At 71.1% G+C, this 26068-nt stretch carries 25 protein-coding genes and 1 pseudogene; 11 read left to right on the top strand and 15 right to left on the bottom strand.

Going from position 1 to position 26068, the window contains the following annotated elements; translation table 11 throughout:
• Positions 1 to 13 precede the first annotated feature (13 nt).
• The 3 genes and pseudogenes from G5C60_RS02860 (at position 14) to G5C60_RS51470 (ending at position 2241) form a co-directional block, all read left to right on the top strand.
• A complete protein-coding gene (locus G5C60_RS02860; protein ID WP_165254551.1) occupies positions 14 to 1210 on the top strand; it encodes an LLM class flavin-dependent oxidoreductase in 1197 nt (398 codons plus the stop codon).
• Positions 1207 to 1817: pseudogene (locus G5C60_RS02855) on the top strand (acyl-CoA dehydrogenase family protein); the annotation flags it as partial. The gene G5C60_RS02860 and the pseudogene G5C60_RS02855, both read left to right, overlap by 4 nt.
• A gap of 223 nt (positions 1818 to 2040) precedes the next feature.
• Entirely contained in the window at positions 2041 to 2241 is a 201-nt protein-coding gene (locus G5C60_RS51470) for a hypothetical protein (protein ID WP_241266461.1), read from the top strand.
• Here G5C60_RS51470 and G5C60_RS02845 read toward each other — a convergent pair.
• From G5C60_RS02845 to G5C60_RS02820, 6 genes are read right to left on the bottom strand one after another with little or no spacing between them, the layout of a single operon-like run.
• Positions 2220 to 4994: a fumarate reductase/succinate dehydrogenase flavoprotein subunit gene (locus G5C60_RS02845; RefSeq protein WP_338145667.1), complete on the bottom strand. Its 2775-nt coding sequence runs from the start codon at positions 4992 to 4994 to the stop codon at positions 2220 to 2222. The genes G5C60_RS51470 and G5C60_RS02845 overlap by 22 nt on opposite strands.
• 11 nt (positions 4995 to 5005) lie before the next feature.
• Positions 5006 to 5779, bottom strand: coding sequence for an ABC transporter ATP-binding protein (locus G5C60_RS02840; protein ID WP_165254549.1), 774 nt, complete (start codon positions 5777 to 5779; stop codon positions 5006 to 5008).
• On the bottom strand, positions 5763 to 6647 hold the full coding sequence (locus tag G5C60_RS02835) for an ABC transporter permease subunit (protein ID WP_165254548.1): 885 nt from the start codon (positions 6645 to 6647) through the stop codon (positions 5763 to 5765). Before G5C60_RS02835 ends, G5C60_RS02840 begins: the two co-directional genes overlap by 17 nt.
• Positions 6644 to 7987, bottom strand: coding sequence for an ABC transporter substrate-binding protein (locus G5C60_RS02830; RefSeq protein WP_165254547.1), 1344 nt, complete (start codon positions 7985 to 7987; stop codon positions 6644 to 6646). Before G5C60_RS02830 ends, G5C60_RS02835 begins: the two co-directional genes overlap by 4 nt.
• Before the next feature lie 36 nt (positions 7988 to 8023).
• The gene (locus G5C60_RS02825) at positions 8024 to 8251 is read right to left on the bottom strand and encodes a 4Fe-4S dicluster domain-containing protein (protein WP_018568287.1); all 228 of its coding nucleotides are present in this window, start codon (positions 8249 to 8251) and stop codon (positions 8024 to 8026) included.
• Between the two features lie 35 nt (positions 8252 to 8286).
• A complete protein-coding gene (locus tag G5C60_RS02820) occupies positions 8287 to 9075 on the bottom strand; it encodes a GntR family transcriptional regulator (RefSeq protein ID WP_165254546.1) in 789 nt (262 codons plus the stop codon).
• A 206-nt stretch (positions 9076 to 9281) separates the two neighbouring features.
• On the opposite strand from G5C60_RS02820, the gene G5C60_RS02815 reads away from it, so the two are divergent.
• Positions 9282 to 9494: a glutathione S-transferase family protein gene (locus G5C60_RS02815; protein WP_206439031.1), complete on the top strand. Its 213-nt coding sequence runs from the start codon at positions 9282 to 9284 to the stop codon at positions 9492 to 9494.
• 156 nt (positions 9495 to 9650) lie between these two features.
• Here G5C60_RS02815 and G5C60_RS02810 read toward each other — a convergent pair whose 3' ends face one another.
• Genes G5C60_RS02810 through G5C60_RS02795 form a run of 4 tightly spaced genes read right to left on the bottom strand, consistent with a single transcriptional unit; the run spans position 9651 to position 13437 of the window.
• Entirely contained in the window at positions 9651 to 10187 is a 537-nt protein-coding gene (locus G5C60_RS02810; protein ID WP_165254545.1) for a cupin domain-containing protein, read from the bottom strand.
• Positions 10188 to 10229: 42 nt separating this feature from the next.
• Positions 10230 to 11810 carry an aromatic amino acid ammonia-lyase gene (locus G5C60_RS02805; RefSeq protein ID WP_165254544.1) on the bottom strand — a complete coding sequence of 527 codons (1581 nt, stop codon included), beginning with the start codon at positions 11808 to 11810 and terminating at the stop codon, positions 10230 to 10232.
• Positions 11807 to 12721: a 3-hydroxyacyl-CoA dehydrogenase family protein gene (locus tag G5C60_RS02800; RefSeq protein ID WP_165254543.1), complete on the bottom strand. Its 915-nt coding sequence runs from the start codon at positions 12719 to 12721 to the stop codon at positions 11807 to 11809. The genes G5C60_RS02805 and G5C60_RS02800 overlap by 4 nt, the downstream gene beginning before the upstream one ends.
• Positions 12718 to 13437 (bottom strand): GntR family transcriptional regulator, encoded by a 720-nt coding sequence (locus G5C60_RS02795; RefSeq protein WP_165254542.1) that lies wholly within the window; start codon positions 13435 to 13437, stop codon positions 12718 to 12720. Before G5C60_RS02795 ends, G5C60_RS02800 begins: the two co-directional genes overlap by 4 nt.
• 22 nt (positions 13438 to 13459) lie before the next feature.
• Between G5C60_RS02795 and G5C60_RS02790 the strand changes: the two genes are divergently transcribed.
• Complete coding sequence (locus tag G5C60_RS02790) at positions 13460 to 15118, top strand: urocanate hydratase (RefSeq protein WP_165254541.1); 1659 nt, start codon at positions 13460 to 13462, stop codon at positions 15116 to 15118.
• Here the strand turns inward: G5C60_RS02790 and G5C60_RS02785 are convergent.
• The 3 genes from G5C60_RS02785 to G5C60_RS02775 are packed head-to-tail and all read right to left on the bottom strand — an operon-like array spanning position 15102 to position 18525.
• On the bottom strand, positions 15102 to 16004 hold the full coding sequence (locus G5C60_RS02785; protein ID WP_165254540.1) for an amidohydrolase family protein: 903 nt from the start codon (positions 16002 to 16004) through the stop codon (positions 15102 to 15104). The two genes, G5C60_RS02790 and G5C60_RS02785, sit on opposite strands and share 17 nt — an antisense overlap.
• Positions 16001 to 17527 (bottom strand): aromatic amino acid lyase, encoded by a 1527-nt coding sequence (locus G5C60_RS02780; protein ID WP_165254539.1) that lies wholly within the window; start codon positions 17525 to 17527, stop codon positions 16001 to 16003. The genes G5C60_RS02785 and G5C60_RS02780 overlap by 4 nt, the downstream gene beginning before the upstream one ends.
• A complete protein-coding gene (locus G5C60_RS02775) occupies positions 17524 to 18525 on the bottom strand; it encodes an ornithine cyclodeaminase family protein (protein ID WP_165254538.1) in 1002 nt (333 codons plus the stop codon). The genes G5C60_RS02780 and G5C60_RS02775 overlap by 4 nt, the downstream gene beginning before the upstream one ends.
• A 136-nt stretch (positions 18526 to 18661) precedes the next feature.
• On the opposite strand from G5C60_RS02775, the gene G5C60_RS02770 reads away from it, so the two are divergent.
• Genes G5C60_RS02770 through G5C60_RS02750 form a run of 5 tightly spaced genes read left to right on the top strand, consistent with a single transcriptional unit; the run spans position 18662 to position 22923 of the window.
• Entirely contained in the window at positions 18662 to 19774 is a 1113-nt protein-coding gene (locus G5C60_RS02770; RefSeq protein ID WP_165254537.1) for an ABC transporter ATP-binding protein, read from the top strand.
• A complete protein-coding gene (locus G5C60_RS02765; RefSeq protein ID WP_165254536.1) occupies positions 19767 to 20432 on the top strand; it encodes an ABC transporter permease in 666 nt (221 codons plus the stop codon). The genes G5C60_RS02770 and G5C60_RS02765 overlap by 8 nt, the downstream gene beginning before the upstream one ends.
• On the top strand, positions 20429 to 21118 hold the full coding sequence (locus G5C60_RS02760; protein WP_165254535.1) for an ABC transporter permease: 690 nt from the start codon (positions 20429 to 20431) through the stop codon (positions 21116 to 21118). The genes G5C60_RS02765 and G5C60_RS02760 overlap by 4 nt, the downstream gene beginning before the upstream one ends.
• Before the next feature lie 33 nt (positions 21119 to 21151).
• Entirely contained in the window at positions 21152 to 22075 is a 924-nt protein-coding gene (locus tag G5C60_RS02755) for an ABC transporter substrate-binding protein (RefSeq protein WP_165254583.1), read from the top strand.
• Positions 22072 to 22923, top strand: a complete 852-nt coding sequence (locus G5C60_RS02750) for a MurR/RpiR family transcriptional regulator (RefSeq protein WP_165254534.1) — start codon at positions 22072 to 22074, stop codon at positions 22921 to 22923. Before G5C60_RS02755 ends, G5C60_RS02750 begins: the two co-directional genes overlap by 4 nt.
• 92 nt (positions 22924 to 23015) lie before the next feature.
• Here the strand turns inward: G5C60_RS02750 and G5C60_RS02740 are convergent, their stop codons facing one another.
• Together G5C60_RS02740 and G5C60_RS02735 are read right to left on the bottom strand one after the other, a co-directional pair.
• Positions 23016 to 24074 (bottom strand): hypothetical protein, encoded by a 1059-nt coding sequence (locus G5C60_RS02740; protein WP_241266444.1) that lies wholly within the window; start codon positions 24072 to 24074, stop codon positions 23016 to 23018.
• Positions 24075 to 24416: 342 nt separating this feature from the next.
• Entirely contained in the window at positions 24417 to 24986 is a 570-nt protein-coding gene (locus tag G5C60_RS02735) for a winged helix-turn-helix domain-containing protein (RefSeq protein WP_165254533.1), read from the bottom strand.
• Between the two features lie 852 nt (positions 24987 to 25838).
• On the opposite strand from G5C60_RS02735, the gene G5C60_RS02730 reads away from it, so the two are divergent.
• Positions 25839 to 25976 (top strand): hypothetical protein, encoded by a 138-nt coding sequence (locus G5C60_RS02730; protein WP_165254512.1) that lies wholly within the window; start codon positions 25839 to 25841, stop codon positions 25974 to 25976.
• The last annotated feature ends 92 nt before the right edge of the window (positions 25977 to 26068 follow it).

The following is a 26068-nucleotide window of genomic DNA, read 5'->3' as shown; positions in this document are numbered from 1 at the left end:
TCGGAGACCTCACGTGTCCCTCACTTTCCACTGGTTCCTGCCCACCAATGGCGACAGCCGTCACGTCGTCGGCGGCGGCCACGGCACCCCCGCCACGGAGTCCGGGCGCGACCGGCCGCCGACGGTCGCCTACCTCAGCCAGATCGCCCGCGCCGCCGAGGACCTCGGCTTCGTCGGCGCGCTCACCCCCACCGGCGCCTGGTGCGAGGACGCGTGGCTGACCACCGCCATGGTCAGCCAGCAGACGGAGCGGCTGAAGTTCCTCGTCGCCCTCCGCCCCGGCTTCGTCTCACCGACGCTCGCCGCGCAGATGGCGTCCACCTTCCAGCGACAGACCGGCGGACGGCTCCTGCTCAACGTCGTCACCGGCGGCGAGAGCCACGAGCAGCGCGCCTACGGCGACTTCCTGGACAAGGACGCGCGGTATCGCCGTACCGGTGAATTCCTTCAAATCGTCCGGGGGCTGTGGGAGGGCAAGAGCGTCGACCTGGACGGTGAGCATCTGCGGGTCGACGACGCGCAGTTGGCCCGGCTGCCCGATCCGGTGCCCGAGGTGTACTTCGGCGGCTCGTCGCCCGCCGCCGGGGAGGTGGCCGCCCGGCACGTGGACGTGTACCTCACGTGGGGCGAGCCGCCGTCACAGGTCGCGGAGAAGATCGCCTGGATCAAGCGGCTGGCGGCCGAGAAGGGCCGTACCCTCCGCTTCGGCATCCGATTGCACGTCATCACGCGGGACACGTCCGAGCAGGCCTGGGCGGAAGCGAACCGGCTCGTCGACGGCTTCGACCCGGAGACGGTGAGGTCGGTGCAGGCCGGGCTCGCCCGCAGCGAGTCCGAGGGCCAGCAGCGCATGCTCTCCCTGCACGGCGGCGGCAACCTCCCCCACTCTCGACTTCGCTCGAGCGGGGGGACCCCCACCGGTCTCGAGATCCACCCCAACCTCTGGGCGGGGATCGGCCTGGTGCGCGGTGGTGCGGGCACCGCCCTGGTCGGCAGCCATGACGAGGTCGCCGAGCGGATCAAGGAGTACGCGGCCCTGGGCATCGAGGAGTTCATCTTCTCCGGCTATCCGCACCTGGAGGAGGCGTACTGGTTCGGCGAGGGCGTCCTGCCGAAACTTCAGGCGCAGGGCCTGTGGCAGCACCCCTTCGGCCGGCAGACCTCCCCCTCCGCCCAGGTCCCCTTCGCCGGTGCCGGGAGTCCGCGATGACGCATGTGATCGCCGACGACGCCGAAGCGGTAGCCGTCGCCGCAGAACTGGCCGCCTAGTCAGCCCGCGAGGCCGCCCTGCGCGACGCCGAGCGCATCCTGCCGCGCGCCGAGTTCGACGAACTGTCGGCCTCCGGACTGCTGGGCATCAGCGTGCCCCGCTCCCACGGCGGCGCCGAGGTCAGCACCCGCACCCTCGGCGAGGTCGTGCGGCTGCTGTCGGCGGCTGACGCCAGCATCGGACAGATTCCGCAGAACCACTTCTTCTTCGTGGAGGTGCTGAAGGAGAATGGTACGACGCAGCAGCGCGACTTCTTCTACGCCGAACTGCCGGCCGGGCGCAGATTCGGCAACGCCCTGGCCGAGAAGGGCACCAACCACGCGCTGGAGTTCGCCACCCGCCTGCAGCCCCGGGCCGACGGCTCGTACACCCTGACCGGTACCAAGAACTACGCCACCGGAGCCCTGTTCGCCCACTGGATCCCGGTCTTCGCGCTCGCCCCGGACGCAGCCTCACCGCCGCCTTCGTCGGGTACGACGCCCCCGGTGCCACCGTCGACGACGATTGGGACGGCATCGGGCAGCGCGGCACCGCAAGCGGCACCGTGCACAGCGGCTGGAGATCGAGAACCTCAACTCACCGCAGTTCCGCGGCTATACGCGCACCGGCACCGAGTACGCGGCGGGCAGCGCCGACTGGCGCGAGCAGATTGACATCGGTCCGGAACGGGCGGCGCTCGATGCGGGCCGGGACGATCCCGACGACTGCGTCTGGTCGGCCCCAACCAATGGCCGTCCGCACTACCGGAACTACCGGAGTTGAGGCACGTCGTGCTGCGCTTGCAGGCCGAGGCACTGCGCGTGAGCCGTGAGGTGCGGCGGGCGCTCGCCGCCGCGCTCGGACAGGACGAGGACTACCTCGACCAGTGGTTCGACGAAGAGGCGGCCGTCCACGTCAAGATCGTCCAACGTTCGGTCCTTCCGCCCCCTCTGTCGTCGCAGCGGTTCGGTCACAGTGCCCGGGCCGCATAGGCCCTGACGTCTGCGTCCCGGTCCGTCGTCGCCGTGGCCAGGGCCGCTCGGGCGTCCTCGGTGGCACGGTGCCGGGTCAGTGCCGCCACGGCGGCCTTGCGGACGTCGGCGTTCGGGTCGGCGAGGGCCTTGGCGAGTGCGGGTACGGCGAGGCCGGGGGCCGCGAGGGAGAGGGCGGTGGTGGCCCCTGCCCGGACCTGCCAGGCCGGGTCGGACAGGGCTGACTCCGCGCGTGCGGCCAGTGGTGCCGGGCAGCCGGTCGTGCCCAGTGCTTCATAGGCGGCCGCACGCACCAGGGCGTCGGGATCGTCGATGAGCTCGGTGAGGGCCGAGAGGACCATGTCGGGTCCGGGGCCGGCCGACGTGGTGCCGTCGGGCTGCCCCGCGGCCACGGTGGCCAGGGCCTTGGCGATGGTGACGCGGACCTCGCGGGACGGGTCGACGGTGGCCGCGCGGGCCAGCTCCCCGGCGGCGTCGACCGACACGAGTGCTCGCACGGCCGCGATACGCACGGCGATGTCCGCGTCCGTCAGGGAGTCCGTGAACAGTCCGGTGTCACCGAGGCGCAGGGCACGCAGGACGTCGAGTGCGGCGGCACGGGCGACGGGGTCGGCTTCGGACAGGGCGGCGGCGAGGCCGTCGCGCAGGGCTGGTTCAGGGTCCAGCGTCTCGACCAGTTCGCGCAGTGAGGCGGCCGCGGCAGCGCGGACGCCGACGTCGGGGTCGGCAAGCGTGGCGGCCAGTGCCGGACCGGTGCCCGCAGGCACCGTCTCCGTCAGCACGGTGACGGCCGTCCGGCGAACGGTGGGCTCGGGGTCGGTCAGGTAGGGCGCGAGGGCGGAGAGTCGGGGCTCGTCTTCCGCGAGAGAGAGCAGTTCGAGCAGACGCGGTGTGGCCGGAGCTTCCGTGTCGGTATCGGGGCGGGCGGTCGTGTCGGTCAGGGCGGGCTCCTGCCGTATCGCCACCGGCGCGGCTTCCCGGGCCCCCGCGGTCGCCACCTGTTCCGGGTGGACCTCGCCGAGGTGGCGGGAGGTGCCGCCGACCGCGGTGAGGCCGTCGACCGGGACCAGATAGGGAGCGACGGGGCGCGCCGTGAACTCCATCGCACCGGTGGGGGACTTGCGCAGGTCGAGGTGGTGGAACCAGGACACGTCGTCCCGGTGGGGGTGGTCGAGACGGTCGTGGTAGAGGCCCCAGCGGGACTCCGTGCGGGCCAGGGAGGCCCGCGCGGCCATCTCCGCGCAGTCGCGGATGAAGCTCACCTCCGCGCAGCGCATCAGCTCGTGCGGAGTGCGGGCGCCCATCGCGGCGATGTCGGCGCGCATCCGCTCGAATGCCTCCAGGGCCAGCGACAGCCGGGCGCCGGACTTCGGCGGCGCCACGTAGTCGTTCACGAAGCGGCGCAGCTTGTACTCGACCTGGGGCTGCGGCGGGCCGTCGGGGTTGCGCAGCGGGCTGTAGATCAGCTCGTGCGCCTCATGGAGCTGGTCGAGGGGCAACTCCCCCTCGTACGGCGTGTACTGGGACGCGTCCGCGCCCGCCAGGTCTCCGAAGACGAACGCGCCGATCATGTAGTTGTGCGGGACACAGGCCAGGTCCCCGGCGGCGTACAGGCGGGGGACGGTCGTACGGGCGTGGTCGTCGACCCGTACTCCTGAGGCCGAATGGCCGCCGCACAGGCCGATCTCGGAGATGTGCATCTCAACGTCATGGGTGCGGTAGTCGTGCCCGCGGCCCGCGTGGAAGGTGCCACGGGTCGGGCGCTCCGTCGAGTGCAGGATCGACTCCAGGGCCGAGACCGACTCCTCCGGGAGGTGGCTCAGCTTCAGATAGACCGGGCCCCGGTCGCTCGCCACTTCCGCTGCGAACTCCGCCATCATCTGGCCCGACCAGTAGTCGGAGTCGACGAATCGTTCGCCGTGCCGGTTGACCTGGTAGCCGCCGAAGGGGTTGGCGACGTAGGCGCAGGCGGGACCGTTGTAGTCCTTGATCAGCGGGTTGATCTGGAAGCACTCGATGCCGGTCAGCTCGGCGCCCGCGTGGTAGGCCATCGCGTAGCCGTCGCCCGCGTTGGTGGGGTTCTCGTACGTGCCGTACAGGTAGCCGGAGGCGGGCAGGCCGAGGCGGCCGCAGGCGCCGGTCGCCAGGATGACCGCGCCCGCGCGGACGGTGACGAAGGCGCCCGTGCGGGTGTGGAGGCCGACCGCGCCCACGGCACGCCCCTCCGCCGTGAGTACGCGGACCGGCATCACCCGGTTCTCGATCCGGATCCGCTCCCGCATCTCGCGCCGCCGCAGCTGCCGGTACAGGACCTTCTTGACGTCCTTGCCCTCCGGCATCGGCAGCACATAGGAGCCGGAACGGTGGACCTGGCGTACGGCATACTCGCCGTGCTCGTCCTTCTCGAACTTCACGCCGTAGGACTCCAGCCGCTGGACCATGGCGAAGCCGCGGGTGGCGGTCTGGCGGACCGTGGACTGGTCGACGATGCCGTCGTTGGCGCGGGTGATCTCGGCGACGTAGTCGTCGGGCTCGGCGCGGCCGGGGATGACCGCGTTGTTGACGCCGTCCATGCCCATGGCGAGCGCGCCGGAGTGGCGGACGTGGGCCTTCTCCAGCAGCAGGACGTCCGCGCCGTGTTCGGCGGCGGTCAGGGCCGCCATGGTGCCGGCGGTGCCGCCGCCGATGACGAGGACGTCGCAGACGATCTCGTCCGCGTCGGTGAGGTCCGGGATCTGCAGGGAGGTGTCCACCAGAGGGCCTTTCAAGAACCGAGTGACGTGAGGACTTCGCGCCGCAGGTCGATACGCGCCGGATCGTCGTGGACGGCGCGCTCGCGCGGGCGCGGTACGTCCCGTACGGAGATGAGGCGGCCCGCGCCCAGCAGGGCCACGCGGTCGCCGAGGAAGAGGGCCTCGTCCACGTCGTGGGTGACGAAGACGACGGTGGCGCCCGTGCCGCGCAGCGCCTCCACCAGCAGGTCCTGCATGCCGGCGCGGGTCTGGGCGTCGAGGGCGCCGAACGGTTCGTCCATCAGGACGGCACGGGGGCCGGCGGCCAGGGCGCGCGCCAGTTGCGCGCGCTGACGCTGGCCACCGGAGACGCGGTGCGGCCAGCGCCGGGCGTGCTCCGCGAGTCCGACCCGGTCGAGCCACGCCTCGGCCTGGATACGGCGTTCGGCGCGGGACAACCCCTTGATGGCCAGGGGAAGTTCGACGTTCGCGCGCAGGGTGCGCCAGGGGAGCAGGGCGTCCTCCTGGAACACGAGGGCGCGTTCGGCGGACGGGCCGGTCAGGGGGCGTCCGTCCTGCGTGATCTCTCCGGAGAGCAGGGGCAGAAGGCCGGCCAGGGTGCGCAGGAGGGTCGACTTGCCACAGCCGGAGGAGCCGACGACGGTCAGGATCTCTCCGGGGGCCACGTCAAGGTCGACCTTGTCCAGCACGGGCGCGCCGGGGCGTCCGAGAGCGGCGTCGTGCAGGGCGAGGCGGGTGCCGGTGCCGGTGCGGGACGGTGAACGGACGTCAGACGAGCTGGTCATGAGACGCGTCCTCCTTGGGCCGGGGGCCGACCGGTGCGGGGGAGGGGGCTTCGCGCGTCCGCCGCGGGACGCGCGCGCCGGGGACGTACGACGTACGCGGCAGCCAGCGGGTCAGGCGGCGGCCCAGGAGTTCCACGGCCATGGAGGTGAGCCAGCCGAGGACGCCGATCGTGACCATGCCGACGAAGACGCCCGGGTAGTCGACGATCGTGTAGTCCTGCCAGGTGCGGTAGCCGACGCCGTACTGGCCGGAGATCATCTCGGCGGAGATCACGCAGATCCACGAGACGCCGATGCCGACCGACAGGCCGCCGAAGACGCCGGGCAGGGCGCCCGGCAGGACGACCGAGCCGAGGATGCGCCACCGGCCGCCGCCCATCGTCAGCACGGCCTCCTCCCACACGGGCGTCAGCGCACGGACGGCGTGCCGGGTGGAGACCAGGACCGGGAAGAAGGCGGCGGTGAAGGTGATGAAGACGATGCCCTGTTCGTTGGAGGGGAACAGGAGGATCGCGACGGGGACCAGGGCGATGGCCGGGATCGGGCGGACCACCTCCAGCAGTGGGCCCAGCAGGTCCTCGGCCAGTCGGGAGCGTGCCACGAGCACGCCCCCTGCCACACCCAGCACCGCCGCCAGCAGGAAGCCGGTGAGGATGCGGGTCAGGCTGTCGGTGAGGTCCGTCCAGTAGTCGGCCCCGGCGAGGCGGTCGGCGAAGGCGTGGGCGACGTCGGTGACCGTGGGGAACTGCGAGAAGCGCAGCCACAGGTCGACGTCCAGGCTGGTCAGGAACTGCCACAGGACGAGGGCGGCGGCGAGGGCGGTCACCCGCAGTGCGTACCGGGCGGCTCGTGGTGCGGGCCGGCTCACGAGGCACGCTCCAGAGCGTCGGCGTAAGTGATGACACGCGCCCCGTCGTGCCGGTCGACGTACGCCTGTGCGGTCGCCGGGGCGACGAACGGCAGCAGCTTCTCGCCGTCGGCCACCCACGCCGCCTTGTCGGCGAACCAGGAGGTGCCGGTGGTGGCGTCGGGGACGTAGGCGGCGCGGACGGTGTCGCGGTGGGCGGCCAGGTAACTCAGCAGTTCGGCGGGCGACTTGAAGGCCCGCGTCTGTGCGGAGCCTTTCGGCCACACCTCGCTCGCGGCGGCCGGGGGTGTGGCGGCGAGCTGCTTGGTGTAGGACGTCCCCAGGGCCTTCTTCACGTACCGGTCGTCGACGAAGGAGTTCACGTCCACGTCGCCGGTCAGCTTCGCCGCCTTCAGGACCGACACGTCCTGCTTCAGCGCGGAGACGAGCTGCGGCTTGACCGCCGGGTCGAAGGTGGAGATGCCGTGGGCACCGTTGTAGAGGTACACGACCTCGGCGGGCAGACCGGTGGCCTCGGCGACCTTCTCGGCGGCGGTGACGGGGTGGGTGTTGAGGTAGTCGGTTGCCTGTGCCTGGGCCTTGAGGAACGCCGCCAGGACGGCCGGTCGGTCCTCGGCGAAGTCCTCGCGGGCGGTGACCCCGTGGAAGGTGGGCAGGTTCAGCTGGGCGCCGTCGTACAGGGCCTTCGCCTTGCCCTGGTAGGTGAGCAGGCCGGGCCAGGCAACGAACTGCGAGAGCGCGTCCGCGCTGCCCGCGGCCAGGGCCGACGCGCCCACGGCGGGCTGCTGGTTGAGCTTCTCGATGCCCTCGTTCGGGTCGATGCCGGCGCGCTGCAGGGCCCGTACCAGGGTGCCGTCGGCGGCGGAGCCGACGCTCGTGGACACCTTCTTTCCCTTAAGGTCCTTCAGGGAGGTCAGCTTGGAGTCGGGTGCGGTGACGATGGTGTTGAGGCCACCGCGCAGGTTGTAGCCGGTGACCGAGACCAAGTGGGTGGGGCGGTTCAGCTGCTTGCCGCGGGCGGCATTGATGAGCAGCGGGAAGTCGCCCATCGAGCCGATGTCGATCTTCCCGGCGGTCATCTGGGCGGTGATGGGGGCACCGGTGGCGTAGTCCTGCCAGACGACCTTGTAGGTGACGCCGTCGCCGAGCGAGGTCAGCTGCTTCTCGAAGTAACCGAGGGAGCGGAGCAGGGTGCCGGCTGTGACCGTGTTGATGGTCTTGGACTGGTAGCCGACGGTGACGGTGACCGTGGAGCCGTCGCCGGCCTCGGCATCACCGCCGCAGGCGCTGAGCGGGAGCAGAAGGACGACTGCGGATGCTGCGACTGCCGTGCGATTCATGGCGGTTCGGCCTTTCACCGGAGCAGGTCAAGGGGATCAGCGGAGCAAATAGGGCATGTTGACCGTGACGGCTCCGGTGGGGCAGCGGGCCGCGCACGGGCCGCAGTACCAGCACTCGTCGACGTGCATGTACGCCTTGCCGCTGCTGGTGTCGATGGCGAGGGAGTCCAGCGGGCACATGTCCACGCAGAGCGTGCAGCCGTCGATGCACTTCGACTCGTCGATGGTCACGGGCACGTCGGCCCGCTGGGGCGCCAAGGGCATGGCTGTCTCCAGAAAGGTGCTTCAGCGAGGTGGTGTCAGAGGGAACGGTGCAGCAAGCCGCTCATCGTGATGCGGTCGCCGCGGAAGCGGATGAACTCCAGGTCGACAGGGCGGCCGTCGGCGAGGTGCGTGAGGCGTTCCAGCATCAGGACGGCCGCGCCGCGTGGGGCCTGGAGCACGGCGGCGGAATGGGCGTCCGCGTTGACCGCCTCGAGCGTGATGTCGGCGTGTCCCAGGCGCTGGCCGGTGAGGGACTCCAGGAGACGGAAGACGTCGGTGTTCTCCAGGTCGCAGCCGAGCAGGGCCGTACCGATGTCCAGGGGGACGTAGGTGAGGTCCAGGGACAGGGGGAGGCCGTTCAGGCGCCGCAGGCGTTCGATGTAGAGGACGTCGGAGCCGGGTGGGACGCGGAGGCGCTCGGCGACCGGGGCGGGGGCCGGGACCGGACCCATGGTGCGGACCTCGTTGGTGACGCGGCCGTGTTCGTGCAGGGTCTCCGCGAGGCCCATCAGACGATCGAGTCCGTGGGGGTACTTCTGGGCGACGATCACCGTGCCGACGCCGGGGAGGCGTTCCACGAGGCCCTCGGCGCGGAGGAGGTCGAGGGCCTGGCGGACCGTGTTGCGCGAGGCCCGGTACTCGGTGGCGAGGGTCGACTCGTGCGGCAGGGTGCCGGCCGGGAAGCCCCCGGTGAGGAGTTGGTGACGCAGCAGGTCGGCGAGCTGGCGTGCCTGGTCCGCGCGCAGCCGACGCCGCGTGCGCTGGGCGGCGACGGTGGGCGCGCCCTGGCCGGCGTGGTCTCGGATGCGGTCGGTGGGTGGCATGTTCGGGACCATACCGATCCGGTAGGGATAGTGGTGTTGCGGAAGTGTTGCGCCACCTGACGCATCGCCGGATGTGTCGCTGACCTGGGCTTTCGGTGGACTGGAGGGAAGATCTGCCAGGATCCGCCGGCACCGCACGGGAAGGTCCTGTGCCCGTCCCGTCCGCTGCGCCGGCCGGGCGCGCAGCCGGCTCAGGCAGCGGGGAATTGAGGCGGTCGGTCCAGGAGTCGGACCAGCGCGCCGGCGAGTCCGGTGGCGACTGGGCGGCACGTGACATTGCCCTGGCCACTCTCCTGCGCGCGCTGGACGCGCTGGAGTGGCGGCCCGGTTCCTGGGAGCAGGTGCTGGGTGGCGAACTCACCCTCGCCGACGTGCAGTTGTGGGTCACACTGGTGCACCCTGCGCAAGCTGCGTGCTGAACTGCGCCGTATCCAGCGCCGCCACTACTTCCCCCCGCTGCAGCGCCGCACCACCGAAGCCGCGGTGGAGGTACTGCACCCCGCGAACGCCGCCCCTGCTCCCGAGCACCCGACCCTGCGCCGTACCGGCGCCGGTGACAGGCCTTCAGCCGACCTTCAGTTGCCGACCGAGTTGAGGGCGTCGAGCAGTCGGGGGCTCGCGGGTGAGCCCTCGTCGGGTGGGCCAGGGGTGCGGTGGAGTTCGCCATCGATGATCTCGTAGTGGCCGATGGCGTGGAGCGGCGGCGAGTAGACGTGGATGGTGATGGCGCCGGCGTCATGGTCCATCCGGTGGACGCCCGAGCCGGGGAAGGAGAACGACTCGCCGGGTCCGTACTGGCGAGCGCGGCGCGGGCCGCCCACCGGCAATCCCTCCTGCCATGCGGTGCCCTCGATCACGTGCACGCCGACACAGGAACCCTGGTGGTCGTGGTAGCCGGTGTCACGCGACTCCCACCAGGTGTTCAGCCAGGCTTCGGAGTGCTCGCCGCGCCACAGCAGCAGATACGAGCCGGAGCCGGAGCGGTCGAGCGCGCTCGTGTCGACGAAGGCCGCCGCCCGACGGGCCCGGTCGGCGCACTCCTCGGGCAGAAACGGGCGGTCGGACACGCCGAGTTCGGTGAGGGCGGTGGTGTCGATCGGGCTCGTGCTCATGGTCATTCCCCTGTGCCGTGCCGGTCATGGAGTGTGGGAGTGTTACGGGACGGCGTTGCCGGTGAGCCAGTCCTCCAGTGCGTCAAGGTCGCCGTCCGGCGCCTGGCCCGCACCGACGAAGGGAACCGATCGCCGAGTCGCCGTATAGGCACGTCCCGTGCCCTCGCCCAGGTCGCCGGCGTGCCCACGGAGGTCGACCGCCTGGGCGCCGCACATGAGTTCCACGGCGGCCAACCGCAGCGCCAGACCGGCCATTTCATGAAGCCGACGGGCCGCGACAGGGGCCATCGTGATCCGGTCCTCGATACCAGCCGCGATCGCGCTGGTGGGCTGCTCCAGAGTGACGGGCTGGGCGAGCAGACGGGCCTCACCGGCCAGGCTCGCCGCGCCGTTGGCGATGATCGCCAGCCCGTCGTCGGGCGCGGCGGGATCGGCCCGGAGTCCGGTCGCCAGGCCGGTGAAGGCGGAGTCCAGCAGCTTCTGCACACGCTCGCCCGCGATTGTGACCGCCTGCGCGAGCCCGAGCCGCGCGTAGTCGAGCGCGATGGCGACGGGGGCTATGTCGTGGTTGCCGGTCGAGATGGCACGGTCCTCGTCGACGAGCATGATCGGGCTGTCCCCGGAGGAGGCGAGCTCGACCTCGACGGCGCGGGCACAGTGCGCGAGCGCCTGCCGTGCCGCACCGTGGGTCTGGGGCACCACCTTGAACGCCAGCGGGTCCTGGAGGGAGCGGGGCGGCCTGGCGCCGCTCAGCAAGGCGCCGCCTGCCAGCAGCGCACGCAGGCGAACGATCGTCTCGTGGGCACCGGTGTACGGACGCACTCCGGCGACGGCGGGGTGGACGGCATCGACGTTCCCCGTCAGGGCCTCCAGCGACAGCGCCGCGGACACGTCGAGGGCCCGGACGGCGCGGGTCGCGCGCTCCAGGGCGAGGCAGGCGATGCCGACCGAGAACGCGTTGCTGTTGACGACCGCGCCCGCCTCGCGCGGGCCGAGTTCGATCGGCGTGTAGCCGCGTGCGATCAGCGCCTCGCCATCGGCACCGTGGCCGATGAGAGCCAGGCCGATCTCCGCCAGCTGGCTCAGGTCGGCCTGCCCGATCGACCCGATCAGGTGGACGCGGGGCGTCACGTCGGTGTCGAGGGCCCGGCAGTACGCGTCGGCGACTTCGGGACGCACACCCGCGACGCCGACCGCGAGCCCCGCGGCCCGTGCCACCATGGCGGCCCGGACGAACTCCGCGGGCGCGAGCTGTCCGTGGCCCACTCGATGCGCGCGCAGCAGTAGGGGCTGGAACGCGGCCTGCCGGTCGGCCAGGATCGCCTCGGTCTTCAACGCGCCGACGCCCGTGTTGAGTCCGTACACGGTGTCTCCCCGGGCCAGCACCGCCTCGAGTGCGGCGCGCGAGGCCCGCATCTGCTCGTAGGCCCCGCGGCCGAGCACGACACGTCGGCCCCGCGCCACCGCCACCACATCCGCCGGACGCAGCGGACGGTCGCCCAGGACGATCACGCCCTCGTCCGGTTCCGCCGAGGACGCGGCGCCTCTTCCAGGTCCCGCGAGGGACGCCTGAGGCTCCCCGAGGGCCGCCGTGCCCTCCTGCGGTTCCAACAGGGACGTCATTCCGTCACCTTCCGTCCGGTACCGGCCAGCAGCGCGAGGACCGCGTCCCGGCGCGCCACGATGTCTTGTGCGGACTCGGGCGGGTAGCCGCCCAGCAGCCCTCGGCCGCTCTTCATCCCGTTCGCACCGCCGCGGCGCGTCTCCCGCAGCAGGGCGGGCACCTCGATCGAGCGGGAGAGTTGGGGGAACAGCTGCTCGGTGACGGCTTCGTGGACGTCGAGTCCCGCCGCGTCCATCGACGCGAACGGGCCGATCGCCGCCCAGCGCGCCCCGAGCCCGGCGACGACGGCCCGGTCGACGTCCTCCGCACCGCAGACGCCCTCCTCGACCAGCGCGTACGCCTCGCGCAGCAGGGCGTACTGCAGCCGGTTGGCCACGAAGCCGGCGTGGTCGCGCCGGAGCGTGATCGGCTCCTTGCCGATGGCCCACGAGAGGGTGGCGAGTCGTTCCAGGGTGTCCGGCGCGGTGCGCGGCCCGCCCGTCACCTCCACGAGCGGAACGAGTTCGGCTGGGTTGAACCAGTGCCAACCGGCGAAGAGTTCGGGACGGGTGAGGTCTTCGGCGAGATCGGCCAGCCGTAGCGAGGAGGTGTTGGTCGCCAGGATCCCGTCGTCCGCTACCAGCGTCTCGGCCCGCGCCAGCACGGCGCGCTTGGCTGCCGCGTCCTCGGCGATCGACTCCACGGCCAGCGCGAACGGCCCAGGTGCGTGGTCGACGAGGACGGTCACCGGCCGTACGGATGCGACGAGTTGTTCCACCCGCCTGGCGATCTCGTCCCGTGTCGGCGCGATCGCTTCCCGGCGGCGTACCAGCACGACCGTCTCGATGCCCGTGGCGGCGAGGCGGGCGGCGATGCCGGTGGCCATGGTGCCGCCGCCGATGACCAGCACTCGGTCGAGGGGCGCGCTCATCCCCAGAATCTCTGCTCGTCGAGGTGAGCCAGGAGGATCTGGCCGGCACCGCGGACATGGTCGCGCATCAACGCGCGTGCGGCGTCCGGAGTGCGGGCGCGCAGGGCGGCGGCGATGGACCGGTGCTCGTGCACGTTCATGGCCGTCAGCGCCCTCTCGTCATGGGCGATGACCCGCCACACCAGGTCGCGCGGGAAGACGTGCAGCAGCCCCTGGACGGACTCGGTCAGGCGACGGTTGCCGGCGGCCCGGTGGATCAGGGCGTGAAAGGCGGTGTTCGCGTCCGTCACGGCCGCGTCGAGTTCCGCGTCGTCGATGCGCCCGGCCTCGGCGACGGCCTGTGTGAGCCGCTCCTGGGCGCGCTCCAGCTCGTCCAGATCCCCGGCTGAGGCACGGTCGCACGCCAGCGCGCAGGCGAAACCCTCCATTTCGGCGCGGAGTTCATAGACCTCGACGAGCTCCGCCCGGGACGGCGTGCGCACGGTCGCTCCGCGATTCGGCGCCAGTTCCACGAGGTTGAGGGCCTGCAGCTGGCGCAGTGCCTCACGGATCGGAGTCCGGCTGACGCCGAAGCGCGCGGCCAGTTCCTCGTGCTGCAGGCGGGCGCCGAACGGCAGCTTCCCATCGAGGATGTCGGCGCGCAGCCGGTAGGCGATCTGGTCGGCGAGGCTCGCGACGCTGAGGGCGTCATTCGATGAAGACGGCGACGGACACATGCCCGGATACTAGATTGGATCCATGGATCCAATCAATCCCCTTCGTGACGGACGACTCGGCGTCCCGGCGCCCACGGGCGCCGAACTCCGCTGCCGCGGCTGGGAGCAGGAGGGCGTCCTGCGCTGCTTTCTCAACACCCTCGACCCCGCCGTCGCCGAGGACTCCGCGCGGCTCGTCGTCTACGGCGGTCGCGGCCGGGCCGCCCGCTCCTGGGAGGCCTACGACGCGATCGTCGCAGCCCTTGAACGCCTGGGCCCCGACGAGACGTTGATGGTCCAGTCGGGCAAGCCTGTGGCGGTGCTGCCGACGCACCCCGACGCCCCGCGTGTCCTCATCTCGACCGCGATGGTCGTGCCGGCCTGGTCGGACGAGGCTGAGTTCCGCCGCCTCGAAGACGCCGGACTCACCATGTACGGGCAGATGACGGCCGCCGCCTGGTTCTACATCGGCACGCAGGGCGTCCTCGGCTTCACCCACGAGACCTTCGCGGCCATCGCCCGCCGTCACTTCGGCGGCACGCTCGCCGGGCGGCGGGTGGTGACCGCCGGGCTCGGCGGAATGGGTGGCGCACAGGGCCTGGCCATCGCGAACCTGGGCGGTCGCGGCCTGATTGTCGAGGTCGACCCTGAGCGCGCGCGACGCAGGCTCGCCGCGGGCTGGGTCGACCGCATCGCGCCCGACTACGAGGCGGCGGTCGCCGACCTCGCCGGTTCGTCCGACCCCGCCGCCATCGCGCTCGTCGGCAACATCGCCGAGATCCTGCCCAGGTTGGTCGCCGACGGAGTCGCCTTGGACATCGCCACGGACCAGACGGCCGCGCACGACCTCGACCACGGCTACGTGCCCATCGGGTACACGCCCGACCCGGCACGCCCGCCCGACGCCGCCTACCGTGACGCCGTACGGACATCACTGCGCACACACGCGAACGCTCTGCAGGCTCTGCGCGAGGGCGGATCGGTCGTCTTCGAGTACGGCAACAACCTGCGCGCCCAGGCGGTGGCGGCCGGAGCCGCCCGAGCCGCCGAATTCCCCGGATTCGTGGCCGAGTACGTACGCCCGATCTTCGCGCGCGGGGTCGGCCCGTACCGCTGGGTCTGTCTGAGCGGCGACCCGCGGGACCTGCGCCGCAGCGAGGACGCCGTACTGGACGTGGTTCGATCGCCTTCCCTGGAGCGGTGGTTCGAGCTGGCCCGGGTCCGGGTGACCGTGCAGGGACTGCCCGCCCGCATCTGCTGGCTCGGTCTGGGCGAACGGCACGAGGTCGGCCTGCGCCTCAACGAGCTCGTCCGGCGCGGCGAGATCGGCCCGCTGGCCCTCGGCCGGGACCACATGGACCCCGCCGCCGTCGCCTCGCCGTCCCGGGAGACCGAGGGGATGCTAGACGGCAGCGACGCGATCGCCGACTGGCCCGTGCTGGCCGCGCTGCTCAATGCGGCCCAGGGCGCGTCCTGGGTGTCCGTCGGCAACGGCGGCGGAGTCGGGGTGGGCCGCAGCATCCACACCGGTCTCACCGTCGTCGCCGACGGCAGCGAACTGGCGGAACGCAAGATCCGCCGGGTGTTCTGGACCGACCCTGCCCTGGGTGTGGCCCGCTACGCGGACGCCGGGTACGACGAGGCCACGAAGAAGGCCCAGGACACCGGACTCGATCTCGGCACGATCACTCCTTTCCCGTGAGCAGCCGCCGAGGATTGGCGATGCGGAAGGCGTACGCCGCGGCCCCGCCCAGTCCGAAGTCGGGATGCCGCGGCGGCTCGGCGTAGGGCCGGTCCGAGCCCTGGACCACGGCGTCCGCACCGAGGGCGTGGACGATCGCGGCGACGGCGGTCGGACCGTACGAGGACGTCTCGAGGAACACGTCGGAGTCGACTCCTCCCAGCGGTCCGCCCCGGGCGGCGAAGCGCTCCGTGTGCAGTGGGGCGAGCCCGGCCAGCAGCGCGAAGCAGACCCTGAGGCGCGGATGACGTGGTCGGCCGAAGGCGCGGAAGGCGAACCAGGCGGCGTGCATCTGCTGGACGTAGGGCACCATCGCCGGCCACCAGCCAGGCCCTGCCGACGCGTCGGCGGCCGCGGGCCCCGGGTGGACGAACAGCGGGAGGTCGCGCTCTTCGAGCAGATCGAGCAGGGGGGAGCAGCGCGCGTAACCGGCCGCGTCGGCAAGGGCGTTCGCGGGGAGCTGGAGACCGGCGAACCCCCGGGCGAGGTCCCCCGCCACAGCGTCCGGGTCGATGTCCCGTACACAGGCGGCGGCCCAGGCGCCGAACGGTTCGGGGAGCGTGGCCACGCCGTCGTGGTAGGCGTCGAGAAGCGGCCGCGCCTCGGCCGCCGGCAGCCACTCCACGCCGATCGGGGCGGACAGCGAGACCAGCGCCCGGCCGAGACCGTCGGCGGCGACGACATCCGTACGCCGGGCGATGTCATGGTCGGCGGGCGGGATGTCGTAGGGCGGCTCACCGTTCAGGTACAGGGTCCAGCCGTCGAGGTACGGCGGTTCTCGGCGGGAGCGCAGAGCCTCCACCAGTGAGGGAGTCCACAGATGCTGGTGTACGTCGATATCGGTCATGACGCTTCTCCCACCATGGCGCGCAGCGCGCTCCGGACGTCGTCGGACCCCAGGATGTCGCGGCTCACCACCTCCACGTCCACCCCGCAGGGACGGTCGTCGTCCAGGGGAGGCACGGCCTTGCGGATCGCGCGGTGCAGGAAGTCCGGTCCCCGCCCCAGCGAGGGCGGCGCCGCCAGATCCACCGCCTGCGCGGCGACCACGGCCTCCACGGCGAGGAGCTGGCGCAGGCGGGTGAGTATCGTCGTCAGCCTCCGGGCCCCGAGCGACGCGTTGGTCGAGTCGTCCTCGACGGCCTGCGCGCCGTGGCGGGGGTCGGTGCTCACCGCCGCGGACAGCATGCGGATCTCGGCGACGAGCGCCTGCGCCGTCTTGGCCAGCGGGGCGAATCCCGAGTGCTCAGGACCGTACGGCGAGAGGTTCGCGGGCAGCCCGGTGACGGCGGGGTCGAGCAGTCGGCGCATGCGTTCGGCGGAGAGCGACGCGGTCTGCGTCAGGGCCAGTGCGAGGGTGTCGAGGGCCAGTGCCAGGGCGGGGGTGTGGAAGTTGCCTGACGAGAGGATCTCGCCGGTGTCGGCCAGGACCACCGGATTGTCGCCCAGGCCGTTGAGCTCCGGTCCGAGCGCGGCGTCGGCGAAGTCCAGCGCGGCGTGCAGTGCTCCGTGCACCTGGGCCGCGCAGCGCAGACTGATCGGGTCCTGGAGCCGCCGAGCGTTCCGGGAATCGCCCAGCTCACCGCCGACCAGCAGAGCGAGCAGCTCGCCCGCCGCCCGGGACTGACCGGGGGCGGGGCGCAGGCCCAGCACTCGGGTGTCCAGCGGGCTCGTGTTCGCCCGGAAGCCCTCGTAGGTCAGGGCCGTGACCGCCTGGGCCAGCGTGAGGAGGGTGGCCGTCTCGTGCAGGGCGAGCGCACCCTGACCGGCCGCGAGAGGGCTTGCGCCGCACAGCACATGCCCGTCCTTCGGACCGAGTTCGGCGGGAGCGAGGCCTGCCCGCCGCAGTGCCGTGCGGCCGTCGAGCACCTCGCCCGCGAACTCGGCGCTGCCCTCCCCGATGACGACCAGACCGACATGGGCCATCTGGACCAGGTCGGAGGCACCGATCGACCCCACTTCGGGTATCACCGGATGCACCCGCGCGTTGAGCATGGCCACGAGCAGCCGCAGGATCTCCGGCCGCACCCCGCTGCCCCCGCCCGCGATGCCGTTCACGCGGGCGAGGACGGCGGCGCGCACGACCGGGATCGGCAGCGGATCGCCGACCGCGTTGGCCCGTCCCCGGACCGTACGGACGCTGAACAGCGCCAGTTCGTCCCGTGGCAGTGCGTACGACGAGCGAGTGCCAAGGCCCGTCGTCAGACCGTACGTCGGCACCTGACGGTCCACCACGTCGTCCACGACGGCCCGTTCGCGCCGCAGCCGGGGCAACACCTCCTCCGCGAGGACGACGTGGGCGCCGTGCCGGGCGACGGCGACGACATCGTCGTACGACAGCGACCTGCCGTCGACGACGACCCCGGTCACGAGAACCTCAACTTCTGGCCGACGCCCAGCTCTTCGGCCTTCCGCAGCATGGCGGCACCCAGCGCGATGTCGGAGAGCGAGAGGCCGCGGTGCCAGAACAGGTTCGTCTCGTCGTCACTCTCCCGGCCCGGCTTGCGGCCGGCGACTATCTCGCCCAACTCCGCGTGCAGACGGGACTCGTCGAGCCTGCCGGAGTCGACATGTGCGCGCAGGGCGCCGAACGGCCCGGCGTGCGCCTGACCCCAGTCGTCGACGACGATCTTGTCCATGATGTCGGTGAGGGTGAGCTCGACTGCGCTGTTCGTTCCGTACGGCACGACCAGGGCTCCGGGGGCGATCCACTCGGTCCTGAGCAGCGGCTCCGGCCGCTCCAGACGTGACGCCTCCACGACGATGTCCGCGCCCTCCACGCAGGTCCGCCAGTCCGCGGTCACGATCACCGGCTTGCCGAGATCCCGCTCCAGTCGCTCGGCGAAGGCCTTGCGACTGTCGGGGCGGCGCGAGTGGACGCGTATCTCGCCGAGGTCGAAGATCCGGTCGAGCAGCCGCACGTTCCAGTACGACGTGGCTCGGGCGCCGATGTGACCGAGCACCTTGGCGTCCGGGCGGGCCAGATGGCGTGCTCCCAGCGCGGTGAGGGCGCCGGTGCGCATCTCGGTGAGGGCGGTGGCGTCGAGGACCGCCACCGGCATGCCGGTACGTGGGTCGAAGAGGTTGAGCAAGGCCATCTCGGAGGGCAGGCCGGCCCTGTAGTTGTCGACGTAATCGCCCACGATCTTGACCCCGGCCAGGGCGAGTGGGGCGACATAGCCGCGCAGGACGTTGAAGTGGCCGTTGAACGCCGGATCGGGCCTGAGGTGGACGCGCGGTTCGATCACTGCCTCGCCCGAACCCTGAGCGCGTAGTCCCTCCTCGACGGCGTCGAGTATCTCGCTGTCGGTCAGGTCGAGCTGTGCGATGTCCGAGCCGTTCAGGAAGGTGAACCAGACCGGTTCCATGGGATGTGTCCCCACTTCTGAGCTGGGAAATTGCCAATTTCGTACGAATGTAATACGCCGTTCACAGCAGGCCATTGACTGCCATTCAGTCACCCGTAACTCTGCATGACCATATGCAGTCGGGTAAGGGGCAGTCTTGATCAGATTCGACGCGGTGAGCAAGAACTATCCAAACGGAACCACAGCCGTGGACGAACTGTCCCTGGAGCTGGCCGAGGGCGGCATCACGGTCCTCGTCGGTCCCTCCGGCTGTGGCAAGACCACCACTTTGCGCATGGTCAACCGCATGGTGGAGCCGACGACCGGCACGGTGAGCCTGCGCGGCCGGGACATCCGGGAGATCAACGCGCCCGAGCTGCGTCGCGGCATCGGGTACGTGATCCAGCACGCGGGTCTCTTTCCGCACCGGACCATCCTCGACAACATCGCGACCGTGCCGCTGCTGCTCGGCTGGAACCGGAAGAAGGCGCGGGCCCGGGCGGCGGAGCTGCTGGAACTGGTCGGGCTGCCGGGCGACATGGCCAAGCGGTATCCCAACCAGCTCTCGGGCGGGCAGCAGCAGCGGGTCGGGGTGGCCAGGGCACTGGGCGCCGATCCGCCGGTGCTGCTGATGGACGAGCCGTTCAGCGCGGTCGACCCGATCGTCCGGGCCGAGCTGCAGGCGGAGTTCATCCGCCTGCAGAAGGAGCTGAACAAGACCATCGTGTTCGTCACCCACGACATCGACGAGGCGATCAAACTCGGCGACAACATCGCGGTGTTCCGGACCGGCGGGAAGCTCGCCCAGTTCGACACCCCGGAGCGGCTGCTCGCCCACCCCGCGGACGAGTTCGTGGCCGGCTTCGTCGGCCAGGACCGGGGCATCCGCCGACTGTCCTTCGTCACGGCGGCCGAGGTGCCGCTGCGCGACGGCGCGGTACTGCCGGCGACCTCTCCCGTGGCACGGGCCCGGGCCGCGGACGAGCCCTGGGTACTCGTCGTCGATGACGAGCGGCGTCCGCTCGGCTGGACCGAGGCTGCCGCGCTGCCGGAGAGCGGCACGCTCGCGGACGTACCTCTGACGCCGCTCGGTCACACCTTCAGCCTGGTCGGCGACTCGGCGCGGGCCGCCCTCGACTCGGCGCTCCTGTCACCCTCCCGGCTCGCGGTGGGCGTGGACGCGGACGGCGCGGTCGTCGGAGTCGCGGACGCCTACGAGCTGTCCGCCGTGATGGCCGCCGCTGAGGCCGGGGTGGTCAGCGATGAGTGACGGTGAGCCGCTGGTCCGCTGGGGCTGGATCGGTGATCATGCCGGTGAACTCGCCGACTACACAGGTATCCATCTACGACTCGGCCTGCTTCCGGTGCTGTTCGGGCTGATCATCTCCGTGCCCCTCGGCGTCCTCTGCCACCGCTGGCGATGGCTGTACCCGCCGACCCTGACCGTGACCAACATCCTCTACTCGATACCGTCACTGGCCCTGTTCATGATCTTCGTCAAGTACACCGGGCTGACCGAACAGACCGTGATGATCCCGCTGACGCTCTACACCCTGTCGGTCCTGGTGCCCAACGTCGTCGACGGCCTCGCCTCCGTCCCTGAACCGGTCCGGCAGGCGGCCACCGCGATGGGCTTCGGTACGGTCCGCCGTATCGTCCAGGTCGAACTGCCGATCGCCGTACCCGTCGTCATCGCCGGGGTACGGGTCGCCGCCGTTTCGTCCATCAGCCTCGTCGCCGTGGGGCAGCTGATCGGACAGGGCGGTCTCGGCTACTACATCACCCGCGGCCTCCAGCTCGACTTCCCGACTCCGATCGTCACCGCGATCGTGCTGATCATGCTGCTCGCACTCGCCACCGACGCGCTGCTGGTGCTGGCGCAGCGGCTGCTCACCCCGTGGTCCCGGAGCAAGGTGACGGCGTCATGAATGACCTCCTGGACCAACTCCAGCTCATCGGGGACTGGTTGACCTCCTCGGAGCAGTGGCACGGTGACGAGGGAATCCCGCAGCGGCTTCTGGAACACCTCACCTACAGTGGCGTTTCGCTGCTGTTCGCCGCTCTGATCGGGCTGTCGCTGGGGCTGCTCGTCGGGCACACCGGACGGGGCGCGTTCGCCGTGGCCAGCGTGGTGAACCTGGTCCGGGCGATCCCCACGTTCGGCCTGGTGGTCCTCGTCGTCACGCTCGCCGGGCTCAGTACCACGCCCGTACTGGTCGCCCTGGTCGCCCTCGCGGTCCCGCCGATCCTCATCAACACATTCGAGGGCGTCCGCGGCGTGGACCCGGCCACCAGGGACGCCGCGCGGGGGGTCGGCATGACCGAGTGGCAGGTACTGGTGCGGGTGGAGGTCCCGATGGCGCTGCCCCTGATCCTCCTCGGCCTGCGGATCGCCGCGATCCAGGTAGTGGCCACCGCGACCGTCGCCGCCTACCCCGGCCTCGGCGGCCTGGGCCGCTTCATCGTCGACGGGCTCTCACGCAACGACTACGAGCTGGTCGTCGGCGGCTCCACCGTCGTCGTCGTGCTCGCACTCGTCGTCCAGATCCTCTTCACCGCGCTGCGGCGCTCCCTCGTCTCGCCGGGCCTCAGGGTCTCGGCGTCCAAGTCCTGAGCTGTTCGAGAAAGGAAACACCCCATGAGAAGCATGTACCGCGCCGCCGCCTTCGGTCTGATCGCCGCACTCTCGCTGACCGCCTGCGGCAGCGGCGACGACAGCGACAGCAATCCGCTGACCGGCAGCAGCGGCGACAGCGACAGCAAGTCCCTCGTCGTCGGTTCGGCCAACTTCCCCGAGAACCAGCTGCTCGCGGAGATCTACTCGCAGGCCCTGGAGGCCAAGGGCCTGAAGGTGACCCGCAAGTTCGACATCGGAGCCCGCGAGGTCTACTACGACCAGGTGGTCAAGGGCGGCATCGACGTCTTCCCGGAGTACAACGGCGCCCTGCTGGCGACCGCGGTCGACAAGACCAGCACCGCGACCAGCACGGATGCCATCAACGCCGAGCTGAAGGAGAAGCTCCCGTCGTCGGTGGAGATCCTCGACTCCGCCCAGGCCGAGGACAAGGACTCGGTCACGGTCACCTCCGAGAGCGCCGAGAAGTACAACCTCAAGACTCTCGCCGACCTCAAGCCGGTCGCTGGGGACTGGACGATCGGCGCAGGCTCGGAGTTCAAGACCCGTACGCAGGGCTGGATCGGTCTGAAGAAGGTCTACGGCGTCGAGTTCGGGAAGTTCCAGCCGCTCGACGCGGGCGCCCAGAGCACCCTGCTCAAGCTGCTGAACGACAACAAGGTGCAGGCGGCCAACATCTACACGACCGACCCCGCCATCGTCGAAGACAAGCTGGTGGTGCTCGAGGACCCGAAGAACCTCTTCTCCTCGCAGAACGTCACGCCCCTCGTCTACAAGTCCACGGTTGACGACACGGCCAAGGCGGCCCTCAACGCCATCTCGGCCAAGCTCACCACCGAGGACCTGGTGGAGATGATGAAGAAGCTCGTCACCGACAAGGAGGACGCGAGCGCCGTCGCCGAGGAGTGGCTGACGTCGGCCGGACTCGTGAGTTGACCGGTGCGAGTACACCGACGGCCCTCGCGCGGCTGCACCAGCTCTTCGAGGGCCGACGGCTCACCCCCACACAGCGCCGCATCGCGCACTGCCTGGTCCGGCAGGCTGCCGCCGTGCCCTTTCTGTCGAGCGTGGAACTGGCCCAACTGGCCGGGGTGAGCCAGCCGTCGGTGACCCGCTTCGCGGCCGCTCTCGGCTTCGACGGGTACCCGGCGCTGCGCCGGCACGTGCGGGAGCTCGCTCCCGTCGCCGACGCGGACATCGAGGGGCACCCTCGCAACCCGTACCAGCAGGCGGTACAGGCCGAGATCGACAACTTGCGGCAGCTGACGGCCCTGCTCGCGGACCCCGCGCCCCTGGCCGAGGCTGGCCGGCTGCTCGCCGCCTCCCGGCCGCTGCCGGTGCTCGGGCTGCGCGCCTCCGCCGCTTCAGCACGGGGCTTCGCGTACTTCAGCACGAAGGTCCACCCGGACGTACGTCTCCTCGACGAAGGCGGCTCGCTGCTCGCCGACCGGATCGACACCGCTCGGCACGCCGGCGCGAGCGCGCTGCTGTGCTTCGCGCTGCCGCGCCATCCGCGCGAGGTCCTCGACGCGCTCGCCCATGCCCGGGACGCGGGGCTCACGGTGGTGACGATCGCCGACGGCACGTTCGCCCCGGTGGCCGCCCACAGCGACCTGCTCCTGCCGGCGGCCGTGGGCACGGGCCTGGTGTTCGACACCGTGAGCGCCCCCATGCTGCTGGGGCAGGTCCTCCTGGAGGCGATGTGCGACGCCCTGCCGGACGCCCAGGTTCATTTGGAGGAGTTCGACGCGCGGGCCGCGGCGCGGGGGCTGTTCGTCGACTGACTGGGTCGGGCCGCATCCTCCGTACACAGCAGTACCGGCTCGGCTGTGGGGCGATGCCCCTGGCAGGCCGGTGCTGCTCGCTGTCCGTGCGTTCAGCGGGGGAGCTGCAGGCCGCGGCTGCGCAGCACCCGCCGCTCCAGCGGGCTGAAGAGCAGCAGGTCGATGGCGATACCGACGAGCAGGATCAGGGGGATGGCCAGGAACACCTGCGACATGCTGCTGTTGTTGCGCTCGTTCTCCAGCAACTGGTCGAGACCGACGCCGAGTTCGGGCGAGGAGGCGGTGATCTCGGCGGCCATCAGTGACCGCCAGGAGAACGCCCGAACGTCACCGCCTCCGGTCGGGCGGGCAGGACGAACGGAGGATGGGCACCGTTGAGGAAGTAGTCGCCGACGTCGCGGAGCCGGTGACGGACGGGCTCGTACAGGGTGTGGGTCCGGGCATTGCGCCAGAAGCGGTCGAAGCCCAGCCGCGCGGAGGTGGAGCGGGCGCCGATGATGTCGAGGGTGCGCGTGGTGGGCTCCTGTGCTGTCCTGGACGCGGCGGACGGCGGTTTCGGCCATGGCCACGAGGACGGAGATGTCCGCGTACTCGTCGTAGGTGAGAGCTTCGCCGCATGCCAGCCCACCGCGCACAGCTTCCAGTGCCTGATCGGTGAGTGCCGACGCGGCGCGGGTGAGGACGGTGGATTCTCCGTAGGCGGTCTGTACTTGTGGGTCATGCGGGGTGCCGACCGGCCAGGCGGGGTGCAAGGGTGAGTGGTCCGTCCTGCTGTACTCACGGGCTTCGGCGAGCACTCCCTCGGCCATGCCGAGAAGGAGCTGGGCGGAGAAGAGGCGTCCGACCGGAGCTGCCAGGGCGGCCAGGGGCGACAGGATGTCCTCGTCCGCGGCCAGGGAGCCGAGCGCGTCGTCGGTACCCACCGGTACGTCGTCGAACTCCACGCTGCCGCCGGCCGCGAGCCGCTGGCCGAAGGTGTCGGCGTCGCCGTCGATCGCCACACCGGGACGGGTGGGATCCACCACGACGGCGACTGGCTCACCCGTGTCCTTCCGCGCGGCGCGCACGGCGAGACGGTCGGCGACCAGGACCCCGCTGGTATGGCTCTGCCGACCGACGAGCACCAGTCCCTTGGAGGTCCTGGCCAGCATCAGAGGCGGCTCCTGACGCGCGAAACCGCCGCCCCAACACCACTCCTCAGCTGCGGACCGCTCCTCGATCTGCGCGGCGGGACGGCCCCGCGAAGAACCGGGCGTTCCACGACAGGAAGTAGTGAGAGCCGAGCAGTTGACCGATCGCGCCGTCGGTCGCGCAGCCGGGACACCTCGTCGAGCGGGGCCTTGCCCGCCTGCTTCCTGGCCACCGCGTCCGTGGCCAGGTCGTCCGCCGCCTCGCGGGCCACGCGCAGCCAGTGAGCTCGGCCGGGTCTGGTCCGGTCGGATGGCTAGGTGGAGCGGGACGGCGCGGAGGCAAGGCCTATGGAAGTGGTCTCCTCAAGGTCGGCCGCAGAGCGCGGCGTCGGGGCTCTCCTGCTGGTCGGGCACGTACTTGTAGCCCACGCGCCGAACGGTGACGATCCGGTGTCGGTGAGCTTCGCCCAGCTTGCGGCGTAGGCGGGCGATGTGGACATCAACCGTGCGGCCGTCGCCGACATGGTCGTAGCCCCAGACGGCGGCCACCAACCCATCGCGCGACTGCACGTGGTGGGGATGCTGAACGAGATGCGCCAGCAGCTCGAACTCCAGGTAGGTGAGATCGAGTTCGCGTCCGTCCACCTCGGCGACATGTCGCGCCGGATCGATGCGGACGGCCTCGTCTCCCGTCGGCCGGACAGGGGCCGAGACCGCGGAGCCGACCGGTCGGATCTCAGGCCGTGGCCTGTCCTTGACGAAGAGCTCGGCGGGATCGGTGCCCTCCGGGACAAGCACGAGGTAGCCGACGAGCGGCGTGGAAGTGTGTCCCTGGGTGCCTCTCTGCGCGGTATCGCCCACCAGGCGAAGGTGGGGTGTGTCGGAGAGTGGCGGATCGTGTGGAGTGGCCTGGGCCGGAAGTGCGGTGGTCATGGCGGTTGTCCCTCAGAAGAGTGTCGGGCCACCAGGCACCAGGTGTAGTGGGGCACTTCGCCTGATCGCCTGGGAAGAGCGGGGAGCGGAGTGGCACGGGTGAATGTGTGAGCCGCGTGCCTTACGCGCGACAGCAGGCGGCACTGACGACGTGACCAAAGTCGACGTGCCGACGACGAACGAGTCGATGCTGCTTACGGGACATGTTCATCATCCTGCGCACCGCGGTGAACACCGTCAAGATTTCCCTAGTTATTCCATAGGAAAAGTAGGGAAGATCTCACACTCTGAGAGACAGGCCGTCCACCGGAGACGATGCCGTCTCGGCCTCGGTGGTGCTCAGGGCGCGCAGGAGCGCGCGGGCCACCTCGTCGTTCTGGCGGAAGGCCGGCGCGTTGGTGCGAGGGGATGGCGAAGGCGGCGACGGCCCGGTTGTTGGTGGGGGGGGCTGCCGAGGGCGACGTACGGGGTGTGCGTGGGCCCCGGCCGGAGAACTGGGCGGCCCGCTCGGCGAGCGAGGGGCCGGGCCGCACCGGGCCCTCGATGGTGGACGACTCGTCGGTGAATACGTGGAGCGCCGCTGCGCCCGCGGCGCCAACCGCACCCCGCCGCCCACCCCAATCCAGCGCGCCGGCCGCTTCGTACGCGACCTGCGCGCGGCGGTGCTGCGGGTGCTGGCACGCGTCGCGGTCGATCCCGGGAGCGGCACCGGTCCCGGAACCCGCCCGCCGAACTACGCTTCACCGGCGCCGCCACGGACCTCGCCGGACTGCTCGCCGACTGACACGCGGCCATCGGCGTCGACGGCTTCCACCTCCGCCCGACCTCGGCCCCCCCGCTGATCTGCCCGACGTGGTCCACGACGTCGTGCCGGCGCTGTGCGAACGCGGCCTGTTCCGCGCCGACTACACAGGCCGCACGCTCCGCGACCACCTCGATCTGCCCCGCCACGCCGGCCGCTGCACCCGAGACACCGAGCCGGTGCGATGACGCACGCCACGACGTCTCCCGAACGCCCAAGCGTCGGACGCGAGTTCACCTCGCCGCTCGCTTCCCCGGCGTCAACAACACCACCGGTCATC

The organism is Streptomyces scabichelini, from assembly GCF_011045015.1.
Taxonomy (GTDB): Bacteria; Actinomycetota; Actinomycetes; order Streptomycetales; family Streptomycetaceae; genus Streptomyces; species Streptomyces scabichelini.
Note: the sequence above shows the minus strand (reverse complement) of the source record. Positions and strands in the feature narration are given on the sequence as shown.